Source organism: Pseudomonas sp. WS 5410 (assembly GCF_012985645.1).
In the GTDB taxonomy this organism is placed as follows: domain Bacteria; phylum Pseudomonadota; class Gammaproteobacteria; order Pseudomonadales; family Pseudomonadaceae; genus Aquipseudomonas; species Aquipseudomonas shahriarae.
The window spans coordinates 1-22,769 of record NZ_JAAQWS010000014.1 but is presented as its reverse complement, the minus strand read 5'-3'; the positions used below and the strand labels follow the sequence as shown (position 1 = coordinate 22,769).

Below are 22,769 nucleotides of genomic sequence, written 5' to 3'. Positions count from 1 at the left end.
TCAGTTCACAGCGGACGTCGCTTCGACATGACGCGGCAAGGTCACCCGAATACGGGTGCCGCGTTGGCTTTCGGTGTCAGCCGGGCTGTCGATGGTGATTTGTCCATAATGCTCTTCAACGATGGAATAGACCAGTGCAAGGCCCAGACCGGTACCTTCACCAGGATCCTTGGTGGTGAAGAAGGGTTCGAACAATCGGTCCATGATGTTCTGTGGAATACCGCTGCCTTCGTCTTCGACGATCAGGTCTACCGTGTGCTCGTAAGCCTCGCTCTTGACCCTTACCGCACTGCCGGCGGGTGTCGCGTCGCGGGCATTGGACAGCAGGTTGATCAGCACCTGGGCCAGGCGTTGTGAGTCGCCGACCACCCAGTGTTCCGGATCGCACAAGTTATAGAACTGTACTTCGAAATTACGCCGGTTCAAGGCCAACAGCCCAATGGCATCCTGGGCGACTTCGGCCAGGCACACCGCTTCATCGTGATTCTGGTGGCCGCCGGCATGGGCGAAGCTCATCAGCGATTGCACGATGCGCGAGACGCGTTTGGTCTGCTCGAGGATCTGCCCACTGATTTCGGTGATTTCGTCGTCTTCTTCGCGCTCCTCGCGCAGGTTCTGCGCCAGGCAGGCGATACCGGTGATCGGATTGCCGATCTCGTGGGCTACGCCTGCCGCCAGGCGCCCGATACTGGCCAGGCGCTCGGAATGCACCAGCTTGTCTTCGAGCATCTGGGTTTCAGTGAGGTCTTCGACCAGCAATACCAAGCCACTGTTGCCTGGGGCCAGGGGTTCGTCGATGGCCGCTTTGTGCAGGTTCAGCCAGCGGGTCTGGCCATCCAGGGCCAGGTGCTGTTTGTGCAAGTGTTCGTCTGGCAGGTTGATAAAGCCCTGCAGCAACTCTCGCCAGGGATCGCCGATGGTGGTCAGGCGCGAGCCGACCACACGCTGGGCGGCGATGCCGGTCAGCTCTTCCATGGCCTTGTTCCACATCAGGATCTCCTGGTCCTTGGCCAGGGAGCACACGCCCATGGGCAGTTCCTGCAGGGTCTGGCGGTGGTAGCGGCGCAGGGCATCGAGTTCGGCGGCAAGGCCGGTGAGGCGTGAGTGGTAGTCTTCCAGCCGGCTCTCGATAAAGTGGATATCTTCAGTTACATAGTTTTCGCCGCCGGCCTTGTAGGGCAGGAAGGTCTCGACCATGTCCTGGGACACGCTGGGGCCCATCAACCCGGACAGGTTGGCCTCGATGCGGTCGCGCAGGCGGCGCAGGGCATAGGGGCGGCGCTCGTCGAAAGGCAGGTACAGATCGCGCAGTGCCTGTTCCACTTCCTTTTGTGCAGCCTTGGCGCCCAGGGGCTTGGCCAGTTGCGTGGCGAATTCCTGGGGCGAGGCGGCATGCAGTTCGCGGCGTTGCGGGCGGCGTACGTTATCCACCGCGCAGGCTTCGGCGGCGCTGGTTTCTTCGGGGCTGGCGTTGGTGAACAGGGAGATCAGGGTGAACATCAGTACGTTGGCCGCCAGCGAGGCGATGGCTGCCATGTGCCAACTGGTGTCATCCAGCACGTAGATCATGTTCAGCAGCGGGATGTAGAAACCCTGCAGGTTGCCGACCAGCGGTAGCAGCATGGTCACCAGCCACACCAGGATCCCCGCCAGCAGCCCGGCGATAAACCCACGCCGATTGGCGGTTGGCCAGTACAGCACCGACAACACCCCCGGCAGGAACTGCAAGGTGGCGACGAAGGCCACAATGCCGAGGTTGGCCAGGTCTTGCTCGGCCGCCATCAGCAGGTAGAAGCCATAGCCGGCCATGATGATGGCCACGATCAGCGCGCGGCGTGTCCATTTCAGCCAGCGGTAGATATTGCCTTCGGCGGGCGGCTGATACAGCGGCAGCACCAGGTGGTTGAGGGCCATGCCCGACAGCGCCAGGGTGGTGACGATAATCAAGCCACTGGCCGCCGATAACCCACCGACATAGGCCAGCAGCGCCAGGGATTTACTGTTGGCCGCGATGCCGATGCCGAGGGTGAAGTATTCAGGGTTAGTGGTGGCCCCCAGTTTCAGCCCGGCCCAGAGGATCAGCGGCACCGCCAGACTCATCAGCAACAGGAACAGGGGCAGGCCCCAGCTGGCGCTGACCAGCGAACGCGGGTTGAGGTTCTCGGTGAAGGTCATGTGGTACATGTGCGGCATGACGATGGCCGAGGCAAAGAATACCAGCAGCAACGTGCGCCAGGGGCCCTCCTGCAGCGGGGTGTGCAGGGCGGCGAGGGCGGTCTGGTTTTGCAGCAGCCACAGCTCAAGTTGTTGCGGGCCGTCGAACACCCCGTACAGCGCGTACAAGCCCACGCCACCGATGGCGATCAGCTTGATCACCGACTCGAAGGCAATCGCAAACACCAGGCCTTCGTGTTTTTCCCGGGTGGCGATATGCCGCGAGCCGAAAAAAATCGTGAACAGGGTGATCAGCGCACAAAAGCTCAGGGCCACCCGATGTTGCACCGGCTCGTGGGTAAGAATACCGATGGAATCGGCCACTGCCTGGATCTGCAGGGCCAGCAGCGGCAGCACGCCGATCAGCATGAAGATCGTGGTCAGTGCGCCGGCCCAGGTGCTGCGAAAGCGGAAGGCAAACAGGTCGGCCAGCGACGACAGTTGGTAGGTGCGGGTGATTTTCAGGATCGGGTACAGCAGCACCGGCGCCAGCAGGAAGGCCCCGGATACCCCGAGGTAGCTGGAAAGAAACCCATAGCCATATTGGTAGGCCAGGCCCACCGTGCCATAGAACGCCCAAGCGCTGGCATAGACGCCCAGGGACAAGGTGTAGGTCAGCGGGTGGCGAATGATCGCCCGCGGGATCATCCCACGCTCACTGATCCAGGCCACCCCGAACAGCGCGGCCAGGTAGGCGGCGCTGATCAGCAGCATCTGGGTCAGGCTAAAGCTCATCGGCATCTTTTTGGCTCTGCAGGATGAAAGTCACGACGATCAGGATCAACCACAGCAGATAGGGGCGATACCAGGCGCCCGTGGCGTCGATCCACCAGTCCATGATGGCGGGAGAAAACAGGTAGATCCCGACGACCAGCAGCAGGACCAATCGATAGATGTACATGTTGGCCTCTGATTGAAAAACTGCGGCGATGTTAACGGATGGTTGGCAGGCTGCAAGCGTCTTCAGTGCAATTGCGCTTCGGCCAGGGTCAGTGTGCGCGGGATCCGGGTGGCATCCCAGTGCCGGATGCCCCAACCCAGCAGTTCCTGTGGGCTGGCGTGGAGCAGCTCATCCCCCGGCTGCTGGCCGAGGGCGCGCAGGGCCCTGAGTAGCAGAGGTGTGGCCTGGTCGGGCGTTAGCGGTGGCGAGCGGTAGGATTTACCCAGCTTGTTACCGTCCGGCTGGATGATCAGCGGTACATGCAGGTAGCGCGGCTGGCGCAGGCCCAGCAGTTCTTGCAGGTACAGCTGGCGCGGCGTGGAGTCCAGCAGGTCGGCGCCGCGCACGATATCGGTGACACCTTGCCAGGCATCGTCGAGCACCACCGCCAGTTGGTAGGCATACAGGCCGTCGCGGCGGCGGATGACGAAATCGCCTACATCGCGGCCCAGGTGTTGTCGGAATTGGCCTTGTACACGGTCGGTGAAATGGTATTCCAGTTCGGGTACCCGTAGGCGAATGGCGGCATCCTGCTGAGCGTGGCCGGCGTTGCGGCACAGGCCCGGGTAAATGCCGTTATACGGTTCCAGTTGCTTGCGTGAGCAGGTGCAGGCGTAGGCCAGGCCATGGTTGAACATGTCGTTCAGGACTTTGGCGTAGGCATCATGCCGCTCGCTTTGTCGGACCAGTTCCCCGTCCCATTCAAAACCATAGCTTTCCAGAGCATGCAGGATCGCCGCCTGGGCGCCGGGCTCTTCACGGGGAGGGTCGAGGTCTTCCATGCGCATCAGCCAGCGGCCTTGATTGGCGCGGGCGTCGAGATAGGAAGCGAGGGCTGCAACCAGGGAGCCGAAGTGCAAATGGCCGCTGGGGGTGGGGGCGAAACGCCCGATATAGGGAGAGGCTGTCATGGCCTGGATATTACTGGAAAACCGCCAAACCCCAGAAACAAAAATGGGGCGTTTGCACGCCCCATTTGTTCGGCCCGGCAGGGATTACTTGCCGACCTGTTTTTCCTTGATTTCTGCAAGGTTCTTGCAGTCCACACACATGTCTGCGGTAGGACGGGCTTCCAGGCGACGAATACCGATCTCGATGCCACAGGATTCGCACCAGCCGTATTCTTCGTCCTTGATCAGTTGCAGCGTCTTGTCGATCTTCTTGATCAACTTGCGCTCGCGATCGCGCGCACGCAATTCCAGGGCAAATTCTTCTTCCTGGCTGGCACGGTCTGCCGGGTCAGGAAAGTTGGCTGCTTCGTCCTTCATATGGCCAACGGTACGATCGACCTCCTGCATCAAGTCCTGTTTCCACTTGTTCAGGATCTTGGTGAAGTGCTCGCGCATGGGCTCGCCCATGTATTCCTCGCCCTTCTTTTCTACGTAAGGTTCGAAGCCGCCGAGACCTTGAGTCTGCTGTTGCTTTGCTTGGGTGGACATGAATAGACCGCCTCTCACTCTTCTAATCCATTGCGCAGGATTGCAACATCACCGACACCTGCCGGCCCTGCGGCTGCAAGCGGGCGAACTTACCAGATAGCTTCGGGGTGCGCCACTCCCGGTTGTCGAGGCCCGTCGTGCCGGGGTTGCAAACTGCTGCGACCGGCAATGGCTGGGTATACATTGTCTCGAATGTTGATTTTAGTCGTTTTGCAGGTGCTTGCCCGGCTCATTGCCCTGGGCCAGGCAGGCAATAGAGCATGTTTTACCTCGCGGGTTCGGTAGAATCCCGATTTTGTCCTCATTGTTAAGGAAGGCTAATGGCTCAGCCCTACAGTGCTCGCAGTCGAGCTATCGAACCTTTTCATGTCATGGCGTTACTGGCGCGGGCCAATGAGCTACAGGCCGCAGGCCATGATGTGATTCATTTGGAAATCGGCGAGCCGGACTTCACCACCGCCGAACCGATCATCCAGGCCGGCCAGGCCGCGCTGGCCAACGGCAAAACCCGCTACACCGCCGCCCGTGGCTTGCCGGAACTGCGCGAGGCCATCAGTGGTTTCTACCAGCAGCGTTATGGCTTGCGTATCGACCCCGAGCGCATCCTGATCACCCCGGGCGGCTCCGGAGCCTTGCTCCTGGCCAGTAGCCTGCTGGTGGACCCCGGCAAGCATTGGTTACTCGCGGACCCGGGCTACCCCTGCAACCGGCATTTCCTGCGCTTGGTGGAGGGTGCGGCGCAACTGGTGCCGGTCGGCCCCGAGGTGCGCTACCAACTGACTGCCGATCTGGTGGAGCGCTACTGGGATCAGGACAGCGTGGGGGCCTTGGTCGCTTCGCCGGCCAACCCGACCGGGACCATCCTGACCCGTGATGAACTGGCGGGCCTGTCCAGCGCGATCAAGGCCCGCAACGGCCACCTGGTAGTGGATGAGATCTATCACGGCCTGACCTACGGCACTGACGCGGCCAGCGTGCTGGAAGTGGATGACGAGGCGTTTGTCTTAAACAGTTTTTCGAAGTATTTCGGCATGACCGGCTGGCGTCTGGGCTGGCTGGTGGCACCCCCCGCAGCCGTGGGCGAACTGGAGAAGCTGGCGCAGAACCTGTACATCAGCGCGCCGAGCATGGCCCAGCATGCGGCATTGGCCTGCTTTACCCCGCAGACTCTGGCGATCCTTGAAGAGCGACGGGCCGAATTCGGTCGCCGGCGAGACTTTTTGCTACCGGCCTTGCGCGAGTTGGGTTTTGGTATTGCGGTCGAGCCTGAAGGGGCGTTTTACCTGTATGCCGATATCAGCGCCTTTGGTGGCGATGCCTTTGCATTTTGCCGGCATTTTCTTGAAACCGAGCACGTGGCATTCACGCCCGGGTTGGATTTTGGTCGCTTCCAGGCGGGGCATCATGTGCGTTTTGCCTACACGCAAAATCTCGATCGACTACAGGAGGCGGTGGAGCGGATTGCCCGTGGTTTGCGGAGCTGGCAAGGCTGATGCGCTTTCATCCTCCCCTCGAAGAAGGTCGGCTGATTCGCCGCTACAAGCGTTTTCTGGCCGATATCGAAACCGCTACCGGCGAATTGCTCACCATTCACTGCCCGAACACGGGCTCGATGTTCAATTGCATGGTCGAGGGCGGACAAGTCTGGTTCAGCCGCTCCAACGACCCCAAGCGCAAGCTGCCGGGCACCTGGGAAATCGCTGAAACGCCCCAGGGGCGCCTGGCGTGCGTCAACACCGCGCGCGCCAACCCGTTGGTCGAAGAAGCGCTGCATGCCGGGGTGATCACCGAGCTCAATGGCTTTACCGGACTAAAGCGTGAAGTGCCGTATGGCCAGGAAAAAAGCCGCATCGACTTTCGCCTGGACTATCCCGACGGCGCGGCCTATGTCGAAGTCAAAAGTGTCACCCTGGGGTTTGACGGCACCTCTGTCGCGGCGTTTCCCGATGCGGTGACTCAGCGTGGGGCCAAGCATTTGCGCGAATTGGCGCATTTGGCCCGCAGCGGCGTGCGGGCGGTGCAGTTGTACTGTGTGAACCTGTCGGGCATCGACAGCGTAAGGCCGGCCGAGGAAATCGACGCGGGCTACGCGGCGGCACTGCGTGAAGCCAAAGCTGCCGGGGTGGAAGTCCTGGCGTACGGCGTCCAGGTGGGGGCGCAGCAAATCTATATTGATCGGCCATTGACGGTGTTGCTCAACGACTAGAGTTGCACCCACAACCCCTGTGCGTCTTCGCGGCCGGGCAGGGGGCTGAGGCTTTGGCCCGCGCACGGGCCGGCCACGCACTCACCGTTTTCGATCAGAAACAACGCGCCGTGGGTGGCGCATTGGATCATGCTCGCGCTGGGATCGAGAAAGCGGTCCGGCTGCCATTCCAGCGGAACGCCGCGATGAGGGCAGCGGTTGATATAGAAATATACCCGGTCTTCGCGGCGCACGACAAACAGCTTGCGGCCGTCGATATCGAAGCCGCGGCTGCTGTCGGGTGCCAGTTCGTGGGAGGGGCATAGAAACTTCATAAGCGTTCTCAGGTGGTGCGGGTCAAGGGCTGTAGAGTGATCCGGGGTTTGCGGGTGAGCCCGGTGCTTGACGTTCAAATGCAAACAATTATCAAATGCCGGCTTCGCCTGTTAGCTGACTGCGTGCTCAGACGGTCGCATGACTGGCTCCACCCCCTGGAAGGAAACCCTTTTATGCGCCTGAGTACCAGCGCTATTGCGCTTGTTGTCGGACTGCTGGTCAACCACGTGGCGCAAGCCGCTGAACCGCCACAACGCTGGGTCAGCGCCGGCGGGGCGTTGTCGGAGTGGGTGGTGGCCCTGGGGGGCGAGTCAAAGCTGGTGGGCGTCGACACCACTAGCCAGCACCCACAATCGCTCAAGGCATTACCCAGTATTGGTTACCAGCGCCAGCTGTCGGCCGAAGGGATCTTGAGCCTGCGCCCGCAAATCCTGGTGGGCACTGAGGAAATGGGACCGCCCCCGGTGCTGGCGCAGATTCGCAATGCCGGGGTGCAAGTGGAGCTGTTCTCCGCACAGCCGGACCTGCCGACCCTGCAAGGCAACCTGCAACACTTGGGTACGCTGCTGGGGGCTGAAGAACGGGCCATGGCACTGTTCAGTACGTATCAACAGCAACTAAACCTGCAAAAAGCCGCCGTGACCCAGGCGCAAACCCGGCAAAAGGCCCCAGGCGTGCTGTTGGTGCTCGGACATGCCGGCGGCAAGCCATTGATCGCCGGCAAGGACACCGCCGCCGATTGGGTACTGCGACAAGCCGGTGGGCGCAATCTGGCGACGCACACCGGGTACAAGCCGTTTTCGGTGGAGTCCCTGGCGGGGCTGAGCCCTGAAGTGCTGGTGTTCTCCGACCGTGCCCTGAGTGGCGAGGCGGCCCGCGCAGCCTTGTTCAAGGAAAATCCGATTCTGGCGAACACCTCGGCGGCCAAGACCGGTCGGGTCGTTGAGTTGGACCCCACCTTGTTGGTCGGGGGCCTGGGCCCACGGTTGCCGGCCAGCCTGCAAGCCTTGTCCGCCGGGTTCTACCCCGCTAAAACCCAAGCCGCCCCATGACCACTCTGGTTAAACCACGCGCCCTGTTTATAGGCCTGAGCCTGTTGTGTGTATTGGCGATCTGGCTGTCCTTGGCTTTGGGGCCGGTCAGCCTGCCGTTGCTCGACACATTGCGCGCCGCGTTACGCTTGCTTGGCGTGCCCCTTGAGGCTCAGGGGCTGGAGCAGGCAGAGTTGATTCTGGGGCAGATCCGTTTGCCGCGCACCTTGTTGGGGTTGGCGGTCGGCGGGGTGCTGGCGCTGTCGGGGGTGGCCATGCAGGGGTTGTTTCGCAACCCCTTGGCCGACCCGGGGCTGGTCGGTGTGTCCAGTGGCGCCGCGCTCGGGGCGGCGGTGGCTATCGTTGGTGGCGCGGCCTTTGGTGGCCTGCCGGATGCGGTGGGGCCGTATCTGCTGTCGCTGTGTGCATTCCTCGGTGGATTGGGTGTGACGGCGCTGGTCTATCGCCTGGGGCGGCGTGATGGCCAGACCAATGTCGCAACCATGTTGTTGGCCGGTATCGCCCTGACCGCCCTGGCGGCCTCGGCGGTGGGCCTGTTCACTTACCTGGCGGATGACGCCACCTTGCGCACCCTGACGTTCTGGAACCTCGGCAGCCTCAATGGCGCCAGTTACTCGCGGCTGTGGCCGTTGCTGCTGGTCAGTGCCGGGGTGGCGCTATGGCTGCCGCGCCGGGCCAAGGCGCTCAATGCCTTGCTCCTCGGGGAGTCGGAAGCCAGTCATCTGGGGATCAATGTCGAGGGGCTCAAACGTGAGCTGGTGTTTTGCACGGCCCTGGGGGTTGGCGCAGCAGTCGCCGCTGCCGGACTGATCGGTTTTGTCGGGCTGGTGGTGCCGCATCTGGTGCGCCTGCTGGCGGGGCCGGATCATCGCGTGCTGCTGCCGGCCTCGGTGCTGGCGGGGGCGAGCCTGTTGTTATTCGCCGACCTGGTGGCCCGCCTGGCCCTGGCGCCCGCTGAGTTGCCCATTGGCATTGTTACCGCCTTTATTGGCGCGCCGTTTTTTCTTTACCTGCTGTTGCGAGGGCGCGCCTGATGCTGCGAGTGGAAAACCTGCAGATCCGCCGTGGTCGCAAAACCGTATTGACCGACGTGACCCTGGACCTGAAGCCCAGTGAAGTCCTGGGTGTGCTCGGCCCCAATGGCGCCGGCAAAAGTACGTTGCTGGGCGCGTTGTGCGCGCAGTTGCAGGCGGATGAAGGCCAGGTCTGGCTGGATGACCGCGAACTCAAGGATTGGCAGGGGGCGCAACGGGCCCAGCGGCTGGCGGTGCTGCCCCAGGTGTCGACCCTGGATTTCGCGTTTCGCGTCGAGGAAGTGGTGGGCATGGGACGACTGCCCCATCAGACCGGTCGGGCGCGCGACGCTGAAATCATCGACGCCGCCTTGCAGGCCGCTGACGTGAGCCACTTGAGCGGGCGCAGTTACCTGGCCTTGTCTGGCGGCGAGCGCCAGCGTGTGCACCTGGCGCGAGTGCTGGCGCAGCTCTGGCCGGGCGAGGCGGGGCAGACATTATTGCTGGACGAACCGACGTCGATGCTCGACCCGCTGCACCAGCACACCACCTTACAGGCGATCCGCAGCTTTGCTGATCGTGGCGCGGCTGTGCTGGTGATCCTCCACGACCTGAACCTGGCGGCGCGCTACTGTGACCGCATTCTGCTGCTGGAAAACGGCCGCCCCCATGCCCAGGGTACGCCGGCGCAGGTATTGCGCCCGGAATTGCTCAAGGCCGTGTTTGGCCTGGATGTTCTGGTGCAGCCCCATCCTGAACTAGGTCATCCATTGGTCATTGCCCGCTGAGGTTCGTCGTGGCTGCAGCGATGTGCCGGGTTCATAAAACCCGGGCAAAAAAAGACCCGGCAAGAGCCGGGTCAAATAACCGTGATTAGCCTGATGAGGAGATAAACTGAGAGTCCGAACCAAGGGTCTTTCAGTTATCGGCTGATCTCGCGACCAGTTGTGATAATCATAACGATTCTCATTTGAGAGTCAACATTTGTTTTTACGCCCAGGGCGCCTTTCCTCAAACGCATGTTTGAAATTCCCGTAAACCCTGGGTTCTGGACTGTTTCAGTTCTTGTTGCGTACCGACAAAACTTCCAATTGGCGATTCAAGGCTTCCTTGCGCTCAGTTGGAATATCGTTCCAATGCACATCCATCAATGCGCCTTCGATGGCATACAGCAGGACTTTGGACGCCCGAAAGCCACGACTGCGTACCGCGCGATAGGCGTCCACGGCGCCCAGGCGACGCAGGTCTGAAGCGCTATGGATGCCCACCGCATGCAGCCATTGCGCAGAGGTCTTGCCAAGGTTTTTCAGGTGTTGCAGCTCATCGTTCATTAAGCCTCCTTGCGACGGCCGAATGGTTCGGTGGGTATCGTGACCAGGCAAGCCTGAAAGGAGTGTAGCGCTCAGTAGGAAAAGCGTAGTTCTTTGCTCAGAAACGATGTAAACGCTTCTAAGGCTGGCGCTGGATTATTGACGGCGAGTGGCGCAAGCCCCCAGCCCGCGTTGCGCGTAGCTGGGGATAAGGGCGTGTTGTCAGCGGGTGCGGTAACGCAGGCGAGTGCCGAAATTGACCGACATCAGGATCTCGTCAGCGCTCAGCTCAGGCGGGAAGTAAGTGCCCGAAATCTGCGCATGGGCCAGGCTGGCGCCTTCCAGCGCGCAAGCGCGCAGGTCCAGGCCACGCAAATCGGCCGAACGGAAATAGGCGTCGGTAAAATCCACGCCCTCGGCATCCAGGTGGCGCAGGTCGAGCCCGCGGAAGTCCCCGCCACGCATATCAATGGGGCCATCCTTGGGGCGTTCCTGATTGAAGCCATGGATGTCATCTTTATGCAGCAGCGCGTAGAGCGGGGTATCAAGCAACTTCGGCTGGCCCATGGCGGCATCTCCTGTTGGATTTATGGCGCCATTATAGTGCCACTATTGCTGGCTGTGAGCTGTTAACTGCTTCACAGCCAGGAAATATTTCTTACAGCCCTGGCAGGTGTTGACGAACATGGGCAACCAACGCGTCCAGCGTCCCGCTTTCATTGGTCTCGACCCGCTTGCTCAGCAGCAGTTCCTCGGCGCTCAGAGGATCGCGGCTGGCTTGCTGCTGCTCAATGACCTCCAGGGTGGCGTCAGAAGGATCATTTTTATCTGCCTGACGTTTCGCCAGCCAGTTGGCGATCACTGCCTGTGGTGCATTGCAATCGAGGATCAGGAAGGGCGCGCCAGTGGCCTCTGCGACTTTGGCGGCGGCGTCGCGTTGTTCACGCTTGAGGTAGGTGGCGTCCAGGACCACCGGGAAGCCCGCGCGCAGCACGGTTTCGGCGAGGGTATGCAGGCGGGCGTAGGTCGCTGCGCTGGCATCCGAGGCATAGATCCCGGCTTGTGGGGTGTTCTCCACTTGCTGCTCGCCAAACAGGCGCTTGCGTTCTACATCGGAGCGCAGGCGTATGGCACCGAGCGCGTCGACCAGGCGCATTGCCACATGGCTTTTGCCGGTGGCCGACACACCGTGGGTAATTGCCAGGAAGCGTGAAGGGATGGTGCTGTAGCTTTCGGCCAGGTTGGCGTAGTTACGGTATTGGCGCAGGGTGGTCGCACGCTCTACAGGCGTTGCTTCGGACGGCATGCTGAACAGGGCGACCTTGGCCCGCACCAGGGCACGGTAGGCCTTATAGAAGTTCAGCAGTTCGAGGCTCTGGTAATCGCCAGTCAGTTCCAGGTACTGGCTGATAAAACGTCGGGCCAGGGACTTGAGGCCACGGTCTTCCAGGTCCATGGCCAGGAAGCCAGTGTCGGCACACACGTCGGTGAAGCGGAACGGCTCGTTGAACTCGATGCAGTCGAAGATCACCACGTGATCGTCGATCATCGTTGCGTTGCCCAGGTGAATGTCGCCGTGGCACTCGCGGATAAAGCCATTGAGCTTGCGTTGCTCCAGCAGTGGCTTGAGGCGTTCGAAGCTGCTCTGGGCCCAGGCTTGCAGTGCTTGCAGTTGGGCCAGGTCGGCCTTGTCGCTGAGGAACGGGCGGATCTGCTCGAAGTTCTGCTGTACAGGTGCCATCACCTCGTCCGGCGTGCCGGCCGGGTGCGCCGCGGGAACCTTGGGCGCGTTCAAGTGGAACTGCGCAATCTGGCTGGCCATTTCGTCGATGTGGCTGCTGGTCAGCTCGCCATTGGCCTGCAAGGTGCTCAGCAGTTGGCTTTGCGGGAACTGGCGCATTTTCAGCACATATTCGATGGCCGGACCTTCGCCGCCCAGTTGCGGGGCTTCAACGCTGCCGGTGATCGGTAACACTTCAAGATACAAATCTTGTGTCAGGCGCTGGTTGAGGCGCAGTTCCTCGTTGCAGAAGTGGGAGCGGGCGTCCAACTGGGTAAAGTCGAGGAAGCCGAAGTTCACCGGTTTCTTGATCTTGTAGGCGTAGGGGCCAGTGAGCAGAACCCAGGAAATATGGGTTTCGATGACTTGAAACGCTTCGACCGGATGAGGAAACAGGGCCGGGTTTTGCAGGGCGGCAATCAGGGGCTGGCTCACGGGCGATCCTTCGGAGTCTGGGAAAATAATGGAGCGCATTATGGCCGCTCAAGTCGGTCATGCAAACCGCCGTCCGGTTCATGTTGATCATCAATAAAATGCGTATAATCCGCCGCCATGACTCGTACCCGATCTCCCCGTTCCCGTAAAAAACCTCCTCCCCGCAGCCTGCGCCCCTGGCTGGGCTGGGCGATCAAGCTCGGCCTGGTTGGCCTGGTGGCACTCGCAGGCGTCGCGGTGTACCTCGATGCCGTGGTCCAGGAGAAGTTCTCTGGCAAGCGCTGGACCATCCCGGCGAAGGTCTACGCTCGCCCGCTGGAGCTGTTTACCGGCCAGAAGCTGAGCAAGGAAGACTTTCTCACCGAACTCGATGCGCTGGGCTACCGGCGCGAAGCCGTGGCCAACGGTCCGGGGGCGGCGGCGGTCAGCGGCAATACCGTGGACTTGAACACCCGGGGCTTCCAGTTCTATGAAGGCCTGGAAAAGGCCCAGCCGGTGCGTGTGCGTTTCTCCGGGGATTACGTGGCCGAGCTTTCCGCACTCAACGGCGGCAAGCTGCCGGTGGTGCGCCTTGAGCCATTGCTGATCGGCGGGATTTACCCGAAGAACCTTGAAGATCGCATCCTGATCAAGATTGATCAGGTCCCGCCGTATCTGTTGGAAACCCTGGTCGCGGTTGAAGACCGGGATTTCTACAGCCACTGGGGCGTATCGCCCAAGTCCATCGCCCGCGCCATCTGGGTCAACACCTCGGGTGGCCGCATGACCCAGGGTGGCAGTACGCTGACGCAACAATTGGTCAAGAATTTCTACCTGACCAGTGAGCGCAGCCTGACCCGTAAACTCACTGAAGCCATGATGGCGATGTTGCTGGAGCTGCATTACAGCAAGCAGGAGATCCTGGAGGCCTACCTCAACGAGGTGTTCGTCGGCCAGGATGGCCAGCGCGCCGTGCATGGTTTCGGCCTGGCCAGTCAGTTCTTCTTCGGCCAGCCATTGTCCGAGCTCAAGCTGCATCAGGTGGCGTTGCTGGTGGGCATGGTCAAGGGGCCGTCCTATTACAACCCGCGCCGCAACCCGGAGCGGGCTCTGGAGCGTCGTAACCTGGTCCTCGACGTGCTGGAACAGCAGGGCGTGGCCACCGCAGAACAGGTCGCCGCCGCGAAGAAGATGCCCCTGGGTGTCACTACCCGTGGCAAGTTGGCCGACAGTTCATTCCCCGGCTTTATCGACCTGGTCAAGCGCCAGTTGCGCGAAGACTATCGCGACGAGGACTTGACCGAAGAAGGCCTGCGGATCTTCACCAGTTTCGATCCGATCCTGCAGATGAAGGCCGAAGCTTCGGTCAGCGATACCTTCAAGCGCCTGGCCGGACGCAAGGGGTCGGATGAGGTTGAGGCGGCCATGGTGGTGACCAATCCGGAAACCGGTGAAGTCCAGGCCATGATCGGCAGCCGCCAGGCCAGTTTTGCCGGCTTCAACCGTGCCCTGGATGCCGTACGGCCGATTGGCTCGCTGATCAAGCCGGCGGTGTACCTCACGGCGCTGGAAAAACCGAGCAAGTACACCCTGACCAGTTGGTTGTCCGACGAAGCGTTTTCGGTCAAGGGCGCCGATGGCCAGGTGTGGAAGCCGCAGAACTATGACCGTCGCTCCCACGGTACGGTGTTCCTGTACCAGGGCCTGGCACATTCCTACAACCTGTCCACGGCGCGGCTGGGCCTGGAGCTGGGGGTGCCGAACGTCCTCAAGACCTTGGCGCGCCTGGGCGTGAGTCGCGAGTTCCCGGCGTTCCCTTCGATGTTGCTGGGGGCGGGGGGCTTGAGCCCGATGGAAGTGGCGACCATGTACCAGACCCTGGCCAACGGTGGTTTCAATACACCGATGCGCGGGATCCGCAGTGTGCTCACGGCGGAAGGCGAGCCGCTCAAGCGCTACCCGTTCCAGATCGAGCAGCGCTTTGATCCGGCCTCCATCTACCTGATCCAGAACGCCATGCAGCGGGTCATGCGCGAAGGGACCGGGCGCTCGGTGTACAGCTCACTGCCGGGCAACCTGACGCTGGCCGGCAAGACCGGCACCAGTAACGATTCCCGGGACAGTTGGTTCGCCGGTTTCAGCCAGGACCTGCTCGCGGTGGTGTGGCTGGGGCGCGATGACAATGGCAAGACACCCTTCACGGGGGCGACCGGCGCCTTGCAGGTCTGGACCAGTTTTATGCGCAAGGCCGACCCGCTGCCACTGAACATGCCGCAACCCGACAACATCGTGCAGGCCTGGATCGACCCCCATACCGGGCAGGGCTCCGATGCCAACTGTCCGGGCGCGGTGCAGATGCCGTATATTCGCGGCAGTGAACCGCCAGCCGGCGCTCCATGTGGCACAGGTGTGCCCACGGATGCCGATTCGGTGATGGATTGGGTCAAGGGCTGGATGAATTAAGCAAAGAGGATTTCAAGTGAACAAGTGGTTGATTCCGGCTATTACAACGTTAGCTTTGCTCAGTGGTTGCTCCAGCGTGCAGCGCGGGTCCATCCCGGTGGTGGATTCCGGCACGGCCGTGTCCAACAATGACCGGATCTCGGCCAACGGCGGCTTCCGCCAGACCGTGACCACGCGTCCAAACCCTGCCACAACCCAGGCTGTACCCCAGGATTCCGGAGTGGTGGTAATGGTTCCGGGGGGCGGCGCTACTACGTCTGCGCCGATCAGCTCGGCGCCATGGACACCGGGCCCGATCACACCTGGGCCGTCGAACTCCGCGCCGATTGATACCGCGCCGATCAACCAGGGCACCTACAACATGCCCTCGACCCCGAGCGGGATTCCTTCGGCCAACGCCGGCGGCCTGTCCGCCGACGAGCAGTTGGACGGTCCGGTCCTGGCCTTGCTCACCACTGCGCAGCAACAGCAGGCCGGTGGCGACTTGAACGGTGCATCCTCCAGCCTCGAGCGCGCCCAGCGTGTTGCGCCACGTGAACCGCAGGTGCTCTACCGCCTGGCGCAAGTGCGCATGGCCCAGGGGGATGCGCCACAAGCCGAACAGTTCGCCCGTCGTGGCCTGACCATGGCTAACGGTCGTCCTGACCTGCAGGCCAGTCTGTGGGCCCTGATTGGCGACGCGCGCGCTGCGCAAGGTGATGCTGCCGGTGCTGCCCAGGCTCGGCAGAAGGCCAAGGTCAGTCTCTGATGGATCCTCGTTTTCCGGCAATTGCCGAGCAGTTATTGCTGATTGAGCGCGAATTGCGCCTGGCGGGCTGGTGGGATGAAGTGTCCCCCAGTGCCGAGGCGCTGAGCAGCGTCGAGCCGTTTTCGGTTGATACCCTGGATTTTCATCAGTGGTTGCAGTGGATCTTCCTGGGTCGCATGAAACAGATCCTCGAGCAGGACCTGCCGTTGCCCAATGCCTCGGGCATTCTGGAGATGGCCGAGATGGTCTACGCCGATCGTCTTCAAGAGAGCCTCGGCCTACGGTCGGCGCTGAAAAAGTTCGACCAACTGATCGTCGGCGCTCGTTAATTGCCTGACTGCCGGGTTTTCCGGCAGTCTTGCGCACATTTCTACCGCTTGACGACATTCAGGCGAGTTTTATCCCTCCTCAAAGCCCTTTCTTCTACGTTCACATGCGCTTAGTTGGAAAAAAGCGCAATTATTGCTTGACTTGAAGGGGCTGAAACAGAAGAATCCAAAGTCCGCTGTATCGGGACTGCCAGAAGCAGGCCCGCTCAGCAGATCATGAGGCGCACATCCGCGCCGACCTGTTACACCCGCAACGCGTTACCTCGCGCTGGGTGGGAAAAGCCCGCAACACTTGGGACGATCCCAATACTTGCTCAGTCAGTGCTGACGTAGTCGGCGACCACCGTCGCTCATGCTCTGTTGAGAAGTAAACCTATTAAGACCCGTCGGTTTTCAACGGACGGTATTCTGGCGTTTTAGAGGTGAACAACGTGGAGCTTTTATCTGGCGGTGAGATGCTCGTCCGCTTTTTGCGTGACGAAGGCGTCGACTATATCTACGGGTACCCAGGTGGTGCTCTGCTGCATGTCTACGACGCACTGTTCAAGGAACCGGCTGTCAACCACATACTGGTTCGCCATGAGCAGGCCGCGACCCATATGGCTGACGGTTATGCCCGTGCCACCGGCAAAGCCGGCGTGGTACTGGTAACGTCCGGCCCAGGCGCAACCAATGCCATTACTGGCATCGCGACTGCGTATATGGACTCTATTCCGATGGTGATCATTTCCGGCCAGGTGGCGAGCACCATGGTGGGCACTGATGCATTCCAGGAAACCGACATGATCGGTATTTCCCGGCCGATCGTGAAACACAGTTTCATGATCAAGCACGCCTCGGAAATCCCGGAAATCATGAAAAAGGCCTTCTACCTCGCGCAATCCGGTCGCCCGGGTCCTGTGGTGGTCGATATCCCGAAAGACATGACCAACCCGGCGGAAAAATTCGAATACGTTTTCCCGAAGAAAGCCAAGCTGCGTTCCTACAGCCCGGCCGTTCGTGGGCACTCGGGGCAAATCCGCAAGGCGGCAGAAATGCTCCTGGCGGCCAAGCGTCCAGTGCTGTACTCGGGTGGCGGCGTGATCCTGGGCGGTGGTTCCGCACCTTTGACCGAACTGGCCAAGATGCTCAACCTGCCGGTGACCAACACCTTGATGGGCCTCGGCGCCTTCCCGGGTTCGGATCGTCAGTTCGTCGGCATGCTCGGCATGCACGGCAGCTACACGGCCAACCTGACTATGCACCACGCTGATGTGATCCTGGCCGTGGGTGCACGGTTCGATGACCGGGTGATCAATGGCGCGAGCAAGTTCTGCCCGAATGCCAAGATCATCCACATCGACATCGACCCGGCGTCCATCTCCAAGACCATCAAGGCCGACGTGCCGATTGTCGGTCCTGTGGAGAGCGTATTGACCGAAATGGTCGCCGCGCTCAAGGACATTGGCGAAACTCCGAACAAGGAGTCGGTCGCCAGCTGGTGGAAGCAGATCGACGAATGGCGCGGTGATCGCGGCCTGTTCCCTTACGACAAGGGCGACGGCAGCATCATCAAGCCACAGACCGTGATCGAAACCCTATGTGAAGTGACCAAGGGCGACGCCTTTGTGACCTCGGACGTGGGTCAGCACCAGATGTTTGCCGCGCAGTACTACAAGTTCGACAAGCCTAACCGCTGGATCAACTCCGGTGGCCTGGGCACGATGGGCTTCGGTTTCCCGGCGGCCATGGGTGTGAAGCTGAGCTTCCCGGACACTGACGTGGCCTGCGTCACCGGTGAAGGCAGCATCCAGATGAACATCCAGGAGCTGTCGACCTGCCTGCAATATGGCTTGCCGGTGAAGATCGTCTGCCTGAACAACGGTGTGTTGGGCATGGTTCGCCAATGGCAGGACATGAGCTACAACAGTCGCCACTCCCATTCCTACATGGAATCGCTGCCAGATTTCGTCAAGTTGGTTGAAGCCTATGGCCATGTCGGCATGCGCATCACCGATTTGAAGGATCTCAAGCCGAAGATGGAAGAGGCGTTCGCCATGAAGGATCGTCTGGTGTTTATCGACATCCAGGTCGACACCAGCGAGCACGTCTACCCGATGCAGATCAAAGACGGCTCTATGCGCGACATGTGGCTGAACAAGACGGAGCGGACCTAATCATGCGGCACATTATCTCCCTGCTTCTGGAGAACGAACCGGGCGCTCTGTCTCGTGTGGTCGGCCTGTTTTCGCAGCGCAACTACAACATCGAAAGCCTGACGGTGGCCCCGACCGAAGACCCGACCCTGTCGCGTCTGACGTTGACCACTGTGGGCCATGATGAAGTGATCGAGCAGATCACCAAGAACCTCAACAAGCTGATCGAAGTGGTCAAGCTGGTCGATTTGTCGGAAAGTGCCCACATCGAGCGCGAGCTGATGCTGGTTAAGGTCAAGGCCACGGGCGCCCAACGTGCCGAGATCAAGCGGACTACCGATATTTATCGTGGGCAGATCGTCGATGTGAGCGCCAGCGTTTATACCGTTCAACTGACCGGTACCAGCGACAAGCTGGACAGCTTCATCCAGTCGATCGGGACGGCCTCGATTCTGGAAACCGTACGCAGTGGCGTCACCGGGATTGCCCGTGGCGACAAAGTACTCAGCATCTAACCCAAATTAGCGAATGGCCTTACGGCCTGGATATATAGAGGAACCTCATGAAAGTTTATTACGATAAAGATTGTGACCTGTCGATCATCCAGGGCAAGAAAGTCGCCATCATCGGTTACGGCTCCCAGGGCCACGCCCAGGCGTGCAACCTGAAAGACTCCGGCGTCGACGTCACTGTCGGCCTGCGTAAAGGCTCGGCTACCGTTGCCAAGGCTGAAGCCCACGGCCTGAAAGTCACTGACGTGGCTTCTGCTGTTGCGGCTGCCGACCTGGTCATGATCCTGACCCCGGACGAGTTCCAGTCCTCGCTGTACAAGAACGAAATCGAGCCGAACATCAAGAAAGGCGCCACCCTGGCCTTCTCCCACGGCTTCGCGATCCACTACAACCAGGTCGTGCCGCGTGCTGACCTCGACGTGATCATGATCGCGCCGAAAGCACCGGGCCACACCGTGCGTTCCGAGTTCGTCAAAGGCGGTGGTATCCCTGACCTGATCGCGATCTACCAGGACGCTTCGGGCAACGCCAAGAACGTTGCACTGTCCTACGCTGCTGGCGTCGGTGGCGGTCGTACCGGCATCATCGAAACCACCTTCAAGGACGAGACCGAAACCGACCTGTTCGGCGAGCAAGCCGTTCTGTGTGGCGGTACCGTTGAGCTGGTAAAAGCCGGTTTCGAAACCTTGGTTGAAGCTGGCTACGCGCCAGAAATGGCCTACTTCGAGTGCCTGCACGAACTGAAGCTGATCGTTGACCTCATGTACGAAGGCGGTATCGCCAACATGAACTACTCGATCTCCAACAACGCTGAGTACGGCGAGTACGTGACAGGTCCGGAAGTGATCAACGCCGAATCCCGTCAGGCCATGCGCAACGCCCTGAAACGTATTCAGGACGGCGAGTACGCCAAAATGTTCATCAGCGAAGGTGCAACCGGCTACCCTTCGATGACCGCCAAGCGTCGTAACAACGCTGCTCACGGTATCGAAGTCATCGGCGAGCAACTGCGCTCCATGATGCCGTGGATCGGTGCCAACAAGATCGTCGACAAAGCCAAAAACTAAGTCGGATGCATCAAGGGAAAACGCGGCCTAGGCCGCGTTTTTTCGTTTGCGGGCCGGTTCTGGTATAAAGCTGCATCGTTTGCGGGCGAACACTCGCCGCAAGTGTCTGTCGAATTTTTTCACACCGTTGCAAGGTAAAGTCCATGAGCGAACGTCCCGAAGAGCCAAACCAGGCCTCTGACGCCGAAAGCCTGCTACCGATCGATGAGCATGTCGAAGAAGGGCGTGACGCGGAAGGCCGCAAGGTCCGGCATCGTGGCATCTATCTTCTGCCCAACCTGTTCACCACGGCGAACCTGTTTGCCGGTTTCTACTCCATCATCAATTCCATGAGTGCCCAGAGTGCGCTGGCGGCAGGGGATGCGGCGAGTGCCAGCAAATACTTCGGTTTTGCTGCCATTGCGATCTTTGTGGCCATGGTCCTTGACGGCCTGGATGGCCGCGTAGCGCGCATGACCAATACGCAAAGTGCCTTCGGTGCCGAATACGACTCGCTGTCGGACATGGTTGCCTTTGGTGTCGCGCCTGCGCTGTTGGCGTTTGCCTGGGCCCTGGGTGATATGGGCAAGGTTGGCTGGATGGTTGCCTTCATCTACGTGGCTGGTGCTGCACTGCGCCTGGCGCGTTTCAATACCCAGGTGGGGACTGCCGACAAGCGTTACTTCATTGGGCTTGCCAGTCCTGCTGCGGCAGGTGTGGTGGCGGGTATTGTCTGGGCGTTCAGTGACTACGGTATCCAGGGGTCGAAGATGTCGTTCCTGGTGGCCTTGATGGTTGCGGCGGCCGGCATGCTGATGGTCAGCAATATCAAGTACAACAGCTTCAAGGAGTTCGACCTGAAGGGGCGGGTGCCTTTCGTGGCGATTCTGGTGGTGGTGCTGGTTTTCGCAGTGGTCTTCAGCGATCCGCCGCGGATTCTGTTGCTGGCGTTCCTGGTGTATGCGGCTTCGGGTCCGGTTCAGTACCTGTTGCATCTGCGCCGGGACAAAACATTGCCTTAATGTAATTTCCCCCATACTCCGCAGTCTATTGGTGCATCAGTTCTCCAATGCTGCGGAGTTGCCATGTTAATCAAGTTGCCTAAAGCGTCCGATTGTCACGAATCGGATGTCACCCCGGAATCCCTCTATTTCTCCCGCCGCAGTTTGCTCGGTGGTGCGCTTGCCGGTATTGCTGCCAGCAGCCTGCCGCGTTGGGCGAGTGCAGCTGATACCGCGCGTTATGCCGATGTCGAGCCGGGCAAGGCTCCCGGCTGGTTTGCCGAGAAGCTGCCAGGCACCCAATGGCAGGCGGTGACGGTCAAAGACGAAGCCATCACCCCGTTCAAAGATGCGACCCACTACAACAACTTCTATGAGTTCGGTACCGACAAGGGCGACCCGGCGGCGAATGCTGGTTCCCTCAAGACGGAGCCGTGGAGCGTCGTGATTGATGGTGAGGTCGCCAAGCCTGGGCGTTATGCCTTGGAGGACTTCATGAAACCGTATCAGTTGGAGGAGCGAATCTACCGTCTACGCTGTGTCGAGGCGTGGTCGATGGTCATTCCCTGGATCGGCTTCCCTATATCGGCTTTGCTTAAACAGGTCGAACCCAGTTCCAAGGCCAAGTACATCCGCTTTGAAACTCTGCAGGACCCCAAGAGCATGCCGGGCCAGCGTTCGAGTTTCGGCCTGATCGACTGGCCTTATATAGAAGGGTTACGTCTGGATGAAGCGATGAACCCTTTGGCAATCCTTGCGGTGGGCATGTATGGCCGTGAACTGCCCAACCAGAATGGCGCGCCGCTGCGGCTGGTGGTGCCTTGGAAGTATGGCTTCAAGAGTGTGAAGTCCATCGTGCGGATCAGTCTGGTGAGTGAGCAGCCGAAAACCACCTGGCAGAGCATTGCGGCGGATGAGTATGGGTTTTATGCAAATGTGAACCCCACGGTCGATCATCCTCGCTGGACCCAGGCGCGGGAGCGCCGTCTGCCTAGCGGCTTGTTCAGCCCGAATGTGCGCGAGACGCAGATGTTCAATGGCTACTCGGATGAGGTCGCTTCTCTTTATACGGGTCTTGATCTGCGGAAGAACTACTGATGCGCTACCCCCTCTGGCGCCTTGGCGTCTTTATAGCTGCGGCAGTGTGGCCGTTGTACTGGTTGTATGAGGCCTGGAGTCTTACCTTGGGGCCTGATCCCGGCAAAGTGCTGGTTGATCGGCTGGGGCTGGGAACGCTGATCTTGCTGCTGGTCACGCTTGCGATGACGCCTCTGCAAAAGTTGAGCGGTTGGGCGGGGTGGATCGCTGTGCGCCGGCAGTTGGGGTTGTGGTGTTTTGCTTATGTGGTGCTGCACCTTGCGGCTTATTGTGTATTTATCCTTGGGTTGGATTGGTCGCAGTTGGGCGTCGAGCTGCGCAAACGCCCTTACATTATTGTGGGAGCGTTGGCGTTCCTGTGTTTGCTGGCGTTGGCGGTGACATCCAATCGCTATAGCCAGCGTCGATTGGGTACCCGTTGGAAGAAGTTGCATCGCCTCGTGTATGTGATTCTGGGGCTTGGTTTGTTGCATATGCTGTGGATCGTGCGTGCCGACCTGAAGGAGTGGGCTATCTATGCTTCTATAGGGGGGCTGCTTTTGGTCCTGCGGATTCCACCGGTGATGCGTCGAATTCCCCGCCTTATTGCTAAAAAGGCACCTTCTGCAACAAAAGCGTAATTAACGCTTGACGGCAGATTCTGGAAGTCTATAATTCGCCCCACTTCCGGCGCAGTCGAAACGGAAAACTCCTTGGTAAACAAAGAGTTACGCAGAATTCGACAGCGAGTTGCTTCAGTTCATCGAAGCCCAGA

The 22,769-nt window shown here is 60.3% G+C and carries 22 protein-coding genes; 14 read left to right on the top strand and 8 right to left on the bottom strand.

Translation table 11 applies throughout. The features are described 5' to 3' along the window. From HBO24_RS19735 to dksA, 4 genes are all read right to left on the bottom strand, one after another. Entirely contained in the window at positions 1-2,955 is a 2,955-nt protein-coding gene (locus tag HBO24_RS19735; RefSeq protein ID WP_170045325.1) for a sensor histidine kinase, read from the bottom strand. Next, on the bottom strand, positions 2,939-3,115 hold the full coding sequence (locus HBO24_RS19730) for a hypothetical protein (RefSeq protein WP_003176118.1): 177 nt from the start codon (positions 3,113-3,115) through the stop codon (positions 2,939-2,941). Before HBO24_RS19730 ends, HBO24_RS19735 begins: the two co-directional genes overlap by 17 nt. Positions 3,116-3,177: 62 nt before the next feature. After that, the gene (gluQRS, locus tag HBO24_RS19725; RefSeq protein ID WP_057960646.1) at positions 3,178-4,065 is read right to left on the bottom strand and encodes a tRNA glutamyl-Q(34) synthetase GluQRS; all 888 of its coding nucleotides are present in this window, start codon (positions 4,063-4,065) and stop codon (positions 3,178-3,180) included. A gap of 84 nt (positions 4,066-4,149) precedes the next feature. Further along, positions 4,150-4,593, bottom strand: a complete 444-nt coding sequence (gene dksA, locus HBO24_RS19720) for an RNA polymerase-binding protein DksA (protein ID WP_057440158.1) — start codon at positions 4,591-4,593, stop codon at positions 4,150-4,152. A 320-nt stretch (positions 4,594-4,913) separates the two neighbouring features. Here dksA and HBO24_RS19715 point away from each other — a divergent pair, with 320 nt between their 5' ends. Next, positions 4,914-6,086 carry a pyridoxal phosphate-dependent aminotransferase gene (locus tag HBO24_RS19715; RefSeq protein ID WP_170060136.1) on the top strand — a complete coding sequence of 391 codons (1,173 nt, stop codon included), beginning with the start codon at positions 4,914-4,916 and terminating at the stop codon, positions 6,084-6,086. After that, positions 6,086-6,799 (top strand): DNA/RNA nuclease SfsA, encoded by a 714-nt coding sequence (gene sfsA, locus HBO24_RS19710; protein ID WP_057440157.1) that lies wholly within the window; start codon positions 6,086-6,088, stop codon positions 6,797-6,799. Before HBO24_RS19715 ends, sfsA begins: the two co-directional genes overlap by 1 nt. Here the strand turns inward: sfsA and HBO24_RS19705 are convergent. Then, entirely contained in the window at positions 6,796-7,113 is a 318-nt protein-coding gene (locus HBO24_RS19705) for a Rieske (2Fe-2S) protein (protein WP_170060135.1), read from the bottom strand. The genes sfsA and HBO24_RS19705 overlap by 4 nt on opposite strands. 174 nt (positions 7,114-7,287) lie before the next feature. On the opposite strand from HBO24_RS19705, the gene HBO24_RS19700 reads away from it, so the two are divergent. Genes HBO24_RS19700 through HBO24_RS19690 form a run of 3 tightly spaced genes read left to right on the top strand, consistent with a single transcriptional unit; the run spans position 7,288 to position 9,967 of the window. Next, positions 7,288-8,166, top strand: coding sequence for an ABC transporter substrate-binding protein (locus HBO24_RS19700; protein ID WP_170060134.1), 879 nt, complete (start codon positions 7,288-7,290; stop codon positions 8,164-8,166). Continuing rightward, positions 8,163-9,200: an iron ABC transporter permease gene (locus HBO24_RS19695; protein WP_057440154.1), complete on the top strand. Its 1,038-nt coding sequence runs from the start codon at positions 8,163-8,165 to the stop codon at positions 9,198-9,200. The genes HBO24_RS19700 and HBO24_RS19695 overlap by 4 nt, the downstream gene beginning before the upstream one ends. Further along, the gene (locus HBO24_RS19690; protein WP_170060133.1) at positions 9,200-9,967 is read left to right on the top strand and encodes a heme ABC transporter ATP-binding protein; all 768 of its coding nucleotides are present in this window, start codon (positions 9,200-9,202) and stop codon (positions 9,965-9,967) included. The genes HBO24_RS19695 and HBO24_RS19690 overlap by 1 nt, the downstream gene beginning before the upstream one ends. 270 nt (positions 9,968-10,237) lie before the next feature. Here HBO24_RS19690 and HBO24_RS19685 read toward each other — a convergent pair whose 3' ends face one another. From HBO24_RS19685 to HBO24_RS19675, 3 genes are all read right to left on the bottom strand, one after another. Further along, positions 10,238-10,510, bottom strand: coding sequence for a TfoX/Sxy family protein (locus HBO24_RS19685; protein ID WP_057440152.1), 273 nt, complete (start codon positions 10,508-10,510; stop codon positions 10,238-10,240). Between the two features lie 201 nt (positions 10,511-10,711). Further along, a complete protein-coding gene (locus HBO24_RS19680) occupies positions 10,712-11,056 on the bottom strand; it encodes a pentapeptide repeat-containing protein (protein WP_057960641.1) in 345 nt (114 codons plus the stop codon). Between the two features lie 91 nt (positions 11,057-11,147). After that, on the bottom strand, positions 11,148-12,704 hold the full coding sequence (locus HBO24_RS19675; protein ID WP_115127392.1) for a bifunctional aminoglycoside phosphotransferase/ATP-binding protein: 1,557 nt from the start codon (positions 12,702-12,704) through the stop codon (positions 11,148-11,150). 117 nt (positions 12,705-12,821) lie between these two features. Here HBO24_RS19675 and mrcB point away from each other — a divergent pair, with 117 nt between their 5' ends. The 9 genes from mrcB to msrQ all read left to right on the top strand — a co-directional run bounded on the left by mrcB (position 12,822) and on the right by msrQ (position 22,635). Continuing rightward, positions 12,822-15,146 carry a penicillin-binding protein 1B gene (gene mrcB, locus HBO24_RS19670; protein ID WP_057444144.1) on the top strand — a complete coding sequence of 775 codons (2,325 nt, stop codon included), beginning with the start codon at positions 12,822-12,824 and terminating at the stop codon, positions 15,144-15,146. Positions 15,147-15,162: 16 nt separating this feature from the next. Further along, the gene (locus HBO24_RS19665; protein WP_057440150.1) at positions 15,163-15,894 is read left to right on the top strand and encodes a tetratricopeptide repeat protein; all 732 of its coding nucleotides are present in this window, start codon (positions 15,163-15,165) and stop codon (positions 15,892-15,894) included. After that, positions 15,894-16,223, top strand: a complete 330-nt coding sequence (locus HBO24_RS19660; RefSeq protein ID WP_057960637.1) for a YqcC family protein — start codon at positions 15,894-15,896, stop codon at positions 16,221-16,223. Before HBO24_RS19665 ends, HBO24_RS19660 begins: the two co-directional genes overlap by 1 nt. Before the next feature lie 431 nt (positions 16,224-16,654). Beyond that, complete coding sequence (locus HBO24_RS19655; protein ID WP_057960672.1) at positions 16,655-18,379, top strand: acetolactate synthase 3 large subunit; 1,725 nt, start codon at positions 16,655-16,657, stop codon at positions 18,377-18,379. A 2-nt stretch (positions 18,380-18,381) separates the two neighbouring features. Next, the gene (gene ilvN / locus HBO24_RS19650; RefSeq protein WP_003176102.1) at positions 18,382-18,873 is read left to right on the top strand and encodes an acetolactate synthase small subunit; all 492 of its coding nucleotides are present in this window, start codon (positions 18,382-18,384) and stop codon (positions 18,871-18,873) included. Positions 18,874-18,920: 47 nt separating this feature from the next. Continuing rightward, positions 18,921-19,937, top strand: a complete 1,017-nt coding sequence (gene ilvC, locus HBO24_RS19645) for a ketol-acid reductoisomerase (protein WP_003194132.1) — start codon at positions 18,921-18,923, stop codon at positions 19,935-19,937. A 143-nt stretch (positions 19,938-20,080) separates the two neighbouring features. After that, on the top strand, positions 20,081-20,938 hold the full coding sequence (gene pssA / locus HBO24_RS19640) for a CDP-diacylglycerol--serine O-phosphatidyltransferase (protein WP_090292973.1): 858 nt from the start codon (positions 20,081-20,083) through the stop codon (positions 20,936-20,938). Between the two features lie 63 nt (positions 20,939-21,001). Further along, entirely contained in the window at positions 21,002-22,015 is a 1,014-nt protein-coding gene (gene msrP / locus HBO24_RS19635) for a protein-methionine-sulfoxide reductase catalytic subunit MsrP (RefSeq protein ID WP_170060132.1), read from the top strand. Then, positions 22,015-22,635, top strand: a complete 621-nt coding sequence (gene msrQ / locus HBO24_RS19630) for a protein-methionine-sulfoxide reductase heme-binding subunit MsrQ (protein ID WP_170060131.1) — start codon at positions 22,015-22,017, stop codon at positions 22,633-22,635. The genes msrP and msrQ overlap by 1 nt, the downstream gene beginning before the upstream one ends. The last annotated feature ends 134 nt before the right edge of the window (positions 22,636-22,769 follow it).